This window comes from Paenibacillus sp. p3-SID1389, from assembly GCF_025151705.1.
GTDB classification, from domain to species: domain Bacteria; phylum Bacillota; class Bacilli; order Paenibacillales; family Paenibacillaceae; genus Fontibacillus; species Fontibacillus phoenicis.
Genome location: NZ_JALXVO010000004.1, coordinates 128,995 through 139,401 on the forward strand (window position 1 = coordinate 128,995; position 10,407 = coordinate 139,401).

Annotated in this window: 9 protein-coding genes; 5 read left to right on the forward strand and 4 right to left on the reverse strand. The window is 60.0% G+C overall.

Annotation, left to right across the window (positions count from 1 at the left end):
- Both M3G15_RS03370 and M3G15_RS03375 read left to right on the forward strand, forming a co-directional pair.
- Positions 1-774 carry a pseudouridine synthase gene (locus tag M3G15_RS03370; RefSeq protein WP_260070062.1) on the forward strand — a complete coding sequence of 258 codons (774 nt, stop codon included), beginning with the start codon at positions 1-3 and terminating at the stop codon, positions 772-774.
- A gap of 534 nt (positions 775-1,308) precedes the next feature.
- Entirely contained in the window at positions 1,309-2,112 is an 804-nt protein-coding gene (locus M3G15_RS03375; RefSeq protein ID WP_260070063.1) for a Cof-type HAD-IIB family hydrolase, read from the forward strand.
- Positions 2,113-2,177: 65 nt separating this feature from the next.
- On the opposite strand, the gene M3G15_RS03380 is transcribed toward M3G15_RS03375, so the two are convergent.
- The 4 genes from M3G15_RS03380 to M3G15_RS03395 form a co-directional block, all read right to left on the reverse strand.
- Complete coding sequence (locus M3G15_RS03380; RefSeq protein ID WP_260070064.1) at positions 2,178-3,449, reverse strand: MFS transporter; 1,272 nt, start codon at positions 3,447-3,449, stop codon at positions 2,178-2,180.
- Positions 3,450-3,584: 135 nt separating this feature from the next.
- Positions 3,585-4,169, reverse strand: a complete 585-nt coding sequence (locus M3G15_RS03385; protein ID WP_260070072.1) for a DUF2087 domain-containing protein — start codon at positions 4,167-4,169, stop codon at positions 3,585-3,587.
- A 138-nt stretch (positions 4,170-4,307) separates the two neighbouring features.
- Positions 4,308-4,403: a YjcZ family sporulation protein gene (locus M3G15_RS03390; protein WP_260070065.1), complete on the reverse strand. Its 96-nt coding sequence runs from the start codon at positions 4,401-4,403 to the stop codon at positions 4,308-4,310.
- Positions 4,404-4,529: 126 nt separating this feature from the next.
- The gene (locus M3G15_RS03395; RefSeq protein ID WP_260070066.1) at positions 4,530-5,966 is read right to left on the reverse strand and encodes an RsmB/NOP family class I SAM-dependent RNA methyltransferase; all 1,437 of its coding nucleotides are present in this window, start codon (positions 5,964-5,966) and stop codon (positions 4,530-4,532) included.
- Between the two features lie 337 nt (positions 5,967-6,303).
- Here M3G15_RS03395 and M3G15_RS03400 point away from each other — a divergent pair, with 337 nt between their 5' ends.
- The 3 genes from M3G15_RS03400 to M3G15_RS03410 all read left to right on the forward strand — a co-directional run.
- Entirely contained in the window at positions 6,304-7,425 is a 1,122-nt protein-coding gene (locus M3G15_RS03400) for a glycosyltransferase family 4 protein (protein WP_036643689.1), read from the forward strand.
- Positions 7,426-7,443: 18 nt separating this feature from the next.
- Entirely contained in the window at positions 7,444-8,763 is a 1,320-nt protein-coding gene (locus M3G15_RS03405) for a metallophosphoesterase family protein (RefSeq protein WP_260070067.1), read from the forward strand.
- The coding region (locus tag M3G15_RS03410) for an AAA family ATPase (RefSeq protein ID WP_260070068.1) at positions 8,760-10,407 on the forward strand (1,648 nt) is incomplete at its 3' end. The genes M3G15_RS03405 and M3G15_RS03410, both read left to right, overlap by 4 nt.

Sequence of the window (10,407 nt, forward strand, 5' to 3'; positions counted from 1 at the left end):
ATGAGTAAAGGCAAGAAGACGCAGCGGTTGGACAAAATATTAGGCCATCTGGGTTACGGCACCCGATCGGAGATTAAAAAATACGTCAAACAAGGTCGGGTCACAATCAACGGTGCGGTTGTCAAGGACAGCGGCATGCAATGTGACCCGGAAGTTGATGTTGTGGAGCTGGATGGTGAGCAGATATTTTACCGCGAATTCGTTTATTTGATGTTACATAAGCCGCCCGGTGTTATTTCAGCTACGGAGGATATGAGAGAGAGAACCGTCATTGATTTGCTCCCGGTGGATTTTCAAGTGTTCTCCCCGTTTCCTGTCGGGCGGTTAGATAAGGATACTGAAGGCCTGCTGCTGTTGACCAACGATGGTCAGCTGGCACACGATCTGTTATCTCCGCGCAAGCATGTGCCGAAAACGTACGAAGCCGTTGTTCTCGGCCATGTGGGAGATCCGGAAGCTGCACGCTTCCGGGAAGGCGTCGAGCTCGACGACGGTTATATCACCTTGCCCGCTGAGCTGAAGGTGCTGGAGCACCGCGTAGATACCGACGGAACTCCTATCTCACGCATCCAGCTGACGATCTCGGAAGGGAAGTTCCATCAGGTAAAGCGGATGTTCGAGGCCGTCGGCTCGCGGGTCACCTACCTCAAGCGCCTATCGATGGGCCCGCTCGTGCTCGACGAGAGCTTGCCGCTTGGCGCCTTCCGCGAGCTGACCGAGTCCGAGCTACAGTCGCTGCGAACATACAAAAGCCCCGGAGCGACAAAAAAGTAGCCCTCAAAGTAACTCAAACTTAGCACCACAGTAAGCGAATCCCGCAGGGAGAGCGCCGGGTTTGCAGGAATGAGGCAAAGAAGCACGTAGTAGCCCCAACAAACCAGCGGTTTGCGCTACAGTAAGCGAATCCCGAAGGGACAGCGGTTTGTTTGCACGGAGTAGAAGGATAAAAAGCCCTACGTCGCAGTGTTCGCCAGTTAGCAGGAGCGCCCCCAAGCAGAGCATGCCTGCAGGGCGACAAGCGGCTAAACGCACGAAGTCTGCCCGGGTGCGCCGACAGAAGCAGAGTTGAGCAGCACGGTTCACCAGGGAACCCGGGAGCGCCAAAAGTAAGACGTACCCGAAGGGGGAAAAGCGTTCCACGAGCCAACCTAAGCGATTCCCCAAAGGGGAGAGCGTGCAGGAGCGCCTCTGTGCCTCCCACGTTCCTCGCCATTGCGGGAGACCAGAGGGCAGCAGGCCCTCGGGCCCCCTCCCTTACGGTAAGGGAGGGATGGGGAGGGTTGAGACAGAAAGGAGACACCACCATACATGAAATATAAACTGATTGCTTTGGATGTAGACGGCACGTTGCTGACGGATGACCACGTCCTGACGCCGGGAACCATCGAGACGATCCGCGCCATCGCGGAGCAAGGGACGGAGTTCGTGTTGTGCACCGGCCGGGCTCCTCGGAGCTCGATCCCATATATGCGCGAGATTGGCTTGGACGGTTACGTGATTTGCCATAACGGCGCGGCCACGGTGGATGTGCGGACCGAGGAGGTCGTCCACGAATTTGCGATGAATCCGCATGGGCTGGAACCGTATATGGAGTATTGCCGCAAACACAACGTCCATTTTGACGTGAATACTACCTTTGCATTGTATGTGGAAAATTTGGCTGGGCTGACCCAGGAGACTCTGGACGTGTACCACCAATTTTTTATGGAACCGGAGGATATGCCGGCTTGGGCGGATTTCAGCAAACCGATCGTAAAGTTCACCGCGGCCGGCGGGATGGAGGAGCTGGATCGGGTGTACGCCGACTGGAGCCAGTGGACGCAGGAGTTTAATATGCTGCGCAGCGGCGATTTTTTCATCGACTTGATGCATAAAGAGGCCTCGAAAGGAGCGGCTCTGCGGAAGCTGGCGGAAAAACGCGGAATCCCGGCGGAAAACGTCATGGCGATCGGTAATTATTATAATGACTTAACGATGCTCACCTATGCCGGACTGGGCGTGGCGATGGACAATTCTCCGCTCGAGGTGAAAGCTGCCGCCAATGCCGTAACTGCCACGAATAACGAGGAAGGCGTGAAGCGGGCGTTGGAAAAATATTGTTTAGAAGTCTAACTGCATGAAGATAGATCAAGCCGAGCCCGGAAACGGGTTCGGCTTTTTTGGGTGCTCATAAATGGTCAGTCTAGGGAGATTCGCGGCTGCTCGGCGTCCGGCAGGGGACGGGATTTGGGGCGGTGCAGCAGCCAGACGAGGCCTAGGCCAAAGCCCAGCAAAGCGAGGAACGTTCCCCCGGCGAGTCCCAACGTTCTAGGGGTCACGGCTTCCAGCAGAAAACCGGAAGCGAGCATGGCGACGCCCATTACGGTATTTTGCAGGGTGGCCAGGCCGCCGAAGAACCGGCCTTGCCATTCGCTTGGAATCAACTGCATCAGAACCGTTTCGTTGCAGGCGTTGCCTACGCTGGTGATGACCGCTGAGAAAGTCAGCAGCCCAAGCAGCAGGAGAAATGAAGGCGATTGGCTGCTGATCACTTGAAAGATTCCTTCGAGCCCAAGTGCAAGAACCGCAGCAGTTCGCATATGACGGGCCATCTTGCCAGCGAGTCCGGAACCGATCAGCATCCCGGCCCCCAGCGCCCCATACAACAGCCCAATGCCGACGTCTCCCATGTGGAACACTTCAGAGGCGTATACGCTGATCAGCACATTAAAGATCCCGTCCCCGATCGGCCAAATGGTAAAGACAATCAGCATAATTCGCAAAAAGAAGGATTGGCTCACCAGCCGGCGAAATGCGGTGGACGGGTGAATCGCGGGTTTCGGGCTTGGCTCAGCGGTATCCGTTGCTGTCGCGTCTGCCCGTGCTGCGGGCTGCTCGGCAGGATTCAAACGAAGAAGCAGCAGGCCGGAGACGAGGAAGGACAGGGCGTTAAGCACAAAAGACACCTGGCTGCCAACCGCAGCGGCTAGGATGCCGCCCGTGACAGAGCCGCCGATGAGCACAAAGCCCACCATGGCCTGCTCCAAGCTGTTTACTGCTAGTAAGTTCTCCCGACGGACGAGCCGGGGAATCAGCGACATGCGGGCCGGGGCGTAGATGGCTTCGCCCGCAGACAAGGCAAACGAGCTGACATAGATGATCCAGACGTCTCCGGCATCGTGGACAAGAAGCGGTGTTAACGCAAAGAAGATCCGGATCGCGTCGGTGAAGAGCATGATCGTTCTTTTGGTGAAACGGTCGGCGAGCCACCCGCCAAGCGGTCCGAAGACGAGGTAGGGAACCAGGCGAACCGCAAAGGTGATGCCGACGGCCAGACCCGAGCCGGTCAACGATAATAGCAAGCCGAGGACAGCAACCTGGCTGAATCGGTCGCCGATGCCGTTGACCAGACCAGCCGCAAACAGGCGGCGATAGGAGGGTTCCTGGCGCAGGATTCGTAAAGATTTCATGGGATGAGGCCAACTCCTTTTATATATCAATCTAATTAAATAGTCATCTAATTACTAGTGCAAAAAAAGGCAACAAGGCGAAAAGGCACTGCCTTATTGCATGGCGAGATATAACCCGATGCGCTGCTGCTGCGATCAGGATGGGCTCTTGTCCCAGAGCTCCGGCGGGTTCAGCTCGTAAATATCATTTTCGCGGTACATTAAATGGTTCATGATAAACTCGCGGCGAATCGTAGCATAATCCTCGTGGTATTGCCGAATATATTCGTTGATTTCTTTCTCCGTATATTTGCGGTGCGGCTCCAGGCCCTTGACGAGACGCTCAAGCACGATCAGCTTCTTCTTGCGTTGGGCCGGCAGATGCTTTAAGGTACCGTCTCGATTAAAGAAGTTGTCCTGGATGGCAGCTTTACGTGCCGCCTCATCGTGCTTGTCCTCGGCTGCGGGATTCGCCTTGCCGACTTTCAGAATCGCTTGGGCTTGTTGGGTGAGGCTTTTTTCGTTCAAATAAAAATAAATCGTATTCTTATCGCGGCGTTCGTACACCAAATCCGCCTCCCTTAACTTGGTCATATGATGGGTAATCGTCGGCGGCGTGACGCCAAGCTTTCCGGCCAGCGCCTGACCGTGCAACGGGCCGTTCTGAAGCAAGGCGATAATCCGGATGCGGGTCACATCGCCAACGGCTTTATGAAAATTAACTAACCGGTCGAGCTGCATACTCATCCCTCGCTAATTCGATAATCGTTTAATTAGATGACTGTATTATTTCATCCTCAGCTGTTTCTTGTCAAGGGATAAAAAAATAGCGGTGGAATCCAGGCCGGATTCCAACCGCTTTACAGGCTCATTGCAGCATTAAACCAGAAGCGAACGGGAAACGATAACGAGCAAGATGAAAAGGACCAGAATGGCTGCCGTTGAAGTGAAGCCCCCTCCGTAGATTCCACTCATTGTTATTCCTCCCTTACGTCAGGATGGTTTCCCGTTTAAAAACGAGATAGTGCATTGTATGTTGCCAAGGAGGTATACGTTTGGACATCCGGCAGGAGTGACCTGCAAATAGGCAAATCCGAAATTTTAATGCCGCAATCCTTTGGGCAGGTGATTTTTCAGCTGTCCGCCGCTGGCTTTGCCCCAGCCCAGCGGGTATTGGCCGTCGCCGCAGGCGACGGTCACGAGGTGCCAGCCGCGTAAGGAGGCGGGCACTTCGAGCGTCTCGCCGCGCAGGTAGGCCGCGACGAGAGGCGAATTCTCGTCCAGCGTCCACAGACGCGGGTCGGCTTCGTTCGCGCTCAGCGCCATGGCCAGCGCATGGGCGGGCTCAAACCGGCCTTTGCGGACGTCGCCGAGGTGCAGCCCGGCGCGTGGAACCTTCAGGCCGGTCAGGTGTTCCGGCGTCAGCGCCAAACCGCCGCTGGCCGGCAGCAGATAAAGCGCCTCGCCGAACAGGAGCGGGGTGCCTCCAGCGGGAGGCGCGAAGGCAGGCAGCTCGTCCGCCGCCCAAGCGCGGAAGCTGTCCCAGGCCGCGGCGGCGCTTCGCTCGGACGGACCGGAGCGGGCGCCGCGCTTGCGGTCGCGCTCACGTCCGCCGCTGCGAACTCCGTCTGCCCCCGCCCGTCCGGCGCCGGCAGGTGTGATCGCGCTGTCCCTCTCGTCATTATCCCGTTCGATCAGGGCGACGTAATGGCCTTCCCCTTGCTCGCGGTGCGGCCAGATCCGTTTCTCGGCAATCAGCCGCAGGAACGGGTACTCCGCTAACAGACGGGCGATGGTGTCCTCGTTCTCATGGCGGTTAAACGTGCAGGTCGAGTAGGCGAGCCGGCCGCCGGGCTTCAGCATCGCGACCGCGTCCTGAAGGATGTCCCATTGCCGGGCAGCGCACAGCTCCACGGCCTCCGGCGACCACTCGCTGATCGCGTTGGGATCCTTGCGGAACATCCCCTCGCCGGAGCAAGGGGCATCCAGCATGATGCGGTCGAAGGCAAGCGGGAAGCGGGCGGAGAGCGCCGGCGGTGCCGCCTGCGTCACGACGGCGTTCCGGATGCCCAGGCGCTCCACGTTTTCCGCTAGAATGCGCGCGCGCTGCGGGTGAATTTCGTTGCTGATCAGCAGGCCTTGCCCGGCCATTTTTGCAGCGATTTGGGTCGTTTTGCCGCCGGGCGCAGCCGCTAGATCCAGCACCGTCTGACCGGGCTGCGGGTCAAGCAGCTCCACGGCGGACATCGCTGACGGCTCCTGAATATAATAGAGACCGGCAGCATGGTATGGGTGTTTCCCCGGCCGCGTGGATTCCTCGTAATAATAGCCCGTCCCGCACCAGGGCACCGGACGCAAGGCGAACAGCTCCGCGAGCTGGTTTGCCGCCGGGGAGGACGGGGTGATTTTTAGCGTATTTAATCTTAGTCCATAGGTGCGAGGCGCATCATAGCTTGCCAGAAACGCCTCGGTCTCGGCCGGGCCGAGCAGGGCCGTTACCGCCTCAAGGTATGCGGCCGGCAGGGATGGATTACTCATCGTTGTTGCTCCTTCCAAAATCTAAAAAAGGCCATCGGAGGCCGGATCATCTCTACTTCAGCAGTTTATCATATCGCTTTTTATTCACAAAAGAGGCAGTTGATAAAGCAGTGACTTTTTGAAGATATCAGAAAGTATAAACTTCGTGGGATTGGCATCGTGATATCGCAAGAAAAACATCCGCTAAACGCGGTCTGTCTACTTTGAATGTACGTCGATAGACGTTTTTCTTATGACTCGCAAAAAAGGGGAATGGATGTTCCTTCCTGCCTATGGCATAATGGAAAAAGAAGCGGACTTTTCGCCAAAACGTAACGACATGCAAAGGAGAAGCACAATGAAACTGCTGCAGGCTTTATTTTTTCCACCGGAACAGCCCGGGGGCGTATCGTCGATGATTCCGTACCTGCAAGACCGGTTTAATCCTCCTCATTGGGAGATGGAGTTGTTTTCTCTGCCAAAACGGATCCGTTCGAAGGGGAGCGATCCCGTTATTTTTCATACCTTTGATTGGCAGCAATACGGGGACAGCCCGATCGTGCAAAAATACGTGCAAACCTATCGCGACTATCTGTGGTGGACCAAGCTGCGACTGAAGCAGCCGTACGATCTCATCCATGCCCATCACCCGATCGCGGGGCTGGCGATGAAGGAAGTGTTTCCGCAGACGCCGGTCATCCAAAGCATTCATTCGAGTTATGAAAAAGAACTTATTCTAAACGGCCGCATCCGGGAGAACGGGCCGGAGCACCGGTTTCTTACGTCGCTGTATCGCGAACTGGAGCATCGCACCGACCGGTTGTTCACCGTATCGAAATCCTTTGCCGAATATTTGGCGCCGTACGTGGACGATCCTGCGGCCATCGGCGTGATTCCCAACGGGTTTGACGAGAAGCGGTTTAAACCGGTCCCTCATGAAAATGAAGTCGCTCAGCTCGTCACCGTCTGCCGTCTCGTGCCGGCCAAAGGACTGGATACGTTGCTGCATGCATGCGCGGAGCTGAAGAAGCGCGGTCATAACTATGTGCTGCACATCATCGGCGACGGTCCGATCCGTCAGGAGCTGGAGCAGCTGGCGCAGCGATTGGGCATTTATGACGAGACGATTTTTTACGGGTATACGTTGCATCCCGAGGAATTTATGCCGTTCTTTGATATCTTCGTGCTGCCTTCCCGGGCGGAGGCATTTGGCAATGTGTTTGCCGAGGCGGCGCTGTGCAGTCTTGCGCTCGTCGGAACGCGGATCGGCGGGATTGCCGAGCAAATTGAGGACGGTGTGAACGGTCTGCTGGTGCCTCCGGAAGATCCGAAGGCCTTAGCCGAGGCGCTGGAGAAAGTGATCGTGGATCCGGATTACCGTTATCAGCTGGCCCGTAGCGGCTCGGAGAAGGCCAAAACTCATTACTCGCTGAACCGGGTGGTCCACGAGCTGAAGAAGCTGTACCTGCAATTCAAATAGGAAAGAGTTGTTGTGCGGATGAAAGCCTTTCGTTTTCTACACGCGGCCGATTTGCACCTGGATACCCCATTTTCGGGGATGTCCGGTGTGCCGGATCGGCTGCGCGAGTTATTGCGGGAATCTACCTTTACCGCGTTCGAGCGGTTGATTCGGCTTGCGATCGAGGAAGCCGTTGATTTCGTGGTGATCAGCGGCGATATTTACGACGCTTCAGATTCTTCGCTTCGCGCACAGCTGCGCCTGCGAGAGGGCTGGGACAAGCTGGGGGAGCACGGCATTCCGGTATATTTGATCCGGGGGAACCATGACCCTTTGTCCGGCCGGAGGCTCAGGTTAGCCTTGCCCGATCATGTGACGGAGTTTGGTCCCAAGGCGGAAAGCGTGATCGCTGTACGGCGCAGCGACGGGGAGCCGGTGGCGGTGCTGACCGGGGCTTCTTATCCGACCCCGGCGGTGCATGAGAATTTGGCGATCCAGTATCGGCGCGAGCCGGGCTCGGCGCTCTACCACATCGGGCTGCTGCACGGCAACGTGGACGGCCAGGAGGGGCATGACGCTTACGCGCCATGCTCGCTTCGCGATTTACAGGCCTCGGGATACGACTATTGGGCGCTGGGTCATATCCATAAGCGGCAGATTCTTTGCGACTCGCCGTGGGTCGTGTACCCAGGCAACATTCAAGGGCGCAGCTTAAAGGAAACCGGCCCGAAGGGCTGCTATCTGGTGGAGGTTGCGGAGAACGGAGAAGCGGAGTTGTCCTTTCGGCGCCTCGATCAAGTGTTGTGGCTGGAGAGCGGCCTGGCGATCGACGGTCTGGCTACGGAAGAAGCGTTGAAGGTGAGCGTCGAGGAGCGGCTGGACGAGCTGCGGGAAGCCGAGCCTGATCGGATCACGGTGGTTCGGTTGATTTTTACCGGGCGCGGGCTGCTGCATGGGATGCTTCAATCAGGACCGGAAGCGGCGGAGCTGCTGCAGGAGCTGCGGCGCAAAGAATTGGGACGCTTCGAGGCTGCAGGGCTGGGCGAAGGAATCGTATGGCCAGCGGGCTTCAAGCTGGAAACCGGGATGGAGCTGGACCGCGAGGGGCTGCTTGCGGAGGACAGCTTCCTCGGTGAGCTGTTCCGGTTAGGAGAACGGACGGCAGCGGAGCCTGAACGGGTGGAGGAGCTGGTTGGCACCGCGTTGGCCCCGCTGGCGGACAACCGGCAGCTGCGGCGTATATTGCAGGAGCTGAATTCGGAAGCCAAGCTGGAGCTGGTACGCCGGGCTGAGGAGCTGGCGGCTACCTTGCTGAATGAAGATACGCCGTCGTCGCGGGAAGGGAGAAGCGTCTCATGAAGCTGGAACGGATGCAGATCAGCGGCTTCGGCCGCCTGAACGGGCTCGACGTGGAGTTGCCCGGCCAGGTGACGGTGCTGTACGGCCCCAATGAAGCGGGCAAAAGCACGCTGCTTGGCTTCGTCCGGGCGATGCTGTTTGGCATCCCCACCCGGGCAGCGGCGGCCGAACGGTATGAGCCGCTGCGGGGCGGAGCGCATGGCGGGGTGCTGACGATCCTGGGCGACGACGGGACGCGCTGGATGATCGAGCGGTATTCGCAGCCGCCGGAGGGGCGGAACCTGCCCGGCACACGCGGCGACCGGCTGCGGATCACGCGCAGCGATGAACGCGGCGGCGTGCGGGAGGCGTCGCAAGAGGAGATGCAGCGGGAGCTCCTCGGCGGTCTGTCCAAGGCGATGTTTAAGCAGCTGTTCGCCGTGTCGTTGACGGAGCTGCAAGAAGTTGGCGCCTTGCAGTCGGAGGAGCTCAGCCGCTACCTGTTCCACGCCGGGATCGGCGGCGGAGCGGCGGTGCTGCGCGGGGAGAAACGCTTGGTCCAGGACATGGACAAGCTGTACCGGCCGCGCGGGCGCACGCAGGAAATCGCTCAGCTCCTCCAGGCGGTGGAGCGGCTGGAGCGCGAGGCCGAGGCGGCCAAAGCGCTGCTGCCGCGGTACAACGACGTGCTGGAGGAGCTGGAGCGGCTGGCCGCGCAGCTGGCGGAAGCCGAAGCCGCCCGCGCGGCGCGGGGCCGGGAGACGGCCCGGCTGCAGCGGGCGGCGGCCAGCCGGGCCGATTGGCTGCAGCGCGAGGCGCTCCGCGCGGAGCTGGCGGCGCTGCCGCCGGTCGCCCGCTTCCTCGCGCAGGGGGCGGCGCGCTGGCAGGCGCTGCAGGCGGAACGCGAGCGCCTGCAGCTCGAGCGCAGCGAGTGGGCCCGGCGGCGGGAAGCGCTGCAGGCGGAGCTGGCGCGGCACCGCCCGGATGCGGCGGTGCTGGCGCAGGAGCCGGCGCTGCGGCAGCTGGCCGGCCGCCGGCCGGGCTACGAGGCCCGGCAGGGCGAGCTCGCCGAGCTGGCGGCGGAAGCGCTCCAGCTCGAAGGGCGGCTGGCCGAGTGCCTGCGCAGCATCAACCCGGCATGGGGCGCGGAGGATCTGCGCGCTTTTGCCGGGACAGTGGGCGAACGGGAGAGCGTTCGCCGGTTTGCGGCGCGGTTTGCCGCGTACGACAAAGAGATGGAGCTGCTGCGGAGCGAGCGTGCCAAGCAGGAGCGGGCCGCGGCAACCGCGGAGAAGGCCGCCGCGGCGGCGGTCGCGCGGGTTGAGGCCAGCGCGGCGGAGGGGCGGCGGCAGTTCGCCATGCTGGTCCCGCAGCAGCCGAGCGAAATCCGCGCGCTCTGGAGCGAGCTGCGCGGCGAGCTGGACCGCTGGCGGGAAGGCCAAGGGCGGCTCGCGTCCGAGCAGCGGGCGGCTGACGCCAGGGCGCTGGCCGCAGCGCAGATGCGTGCGCTGTACCGCAAGCTGCTCGCCGGCTGCGGCCTGCTGACGGTGGCGCTGCCCGTCATCCTGTGGCTGACGGCGGATGCGCCTTGGGCGGCCGCAGCCACAGCGGCGGCGCTGCTGGGCCTGGACGCGGCCCTGGCGCGGGCCGCCTTCCGCAGCGCAC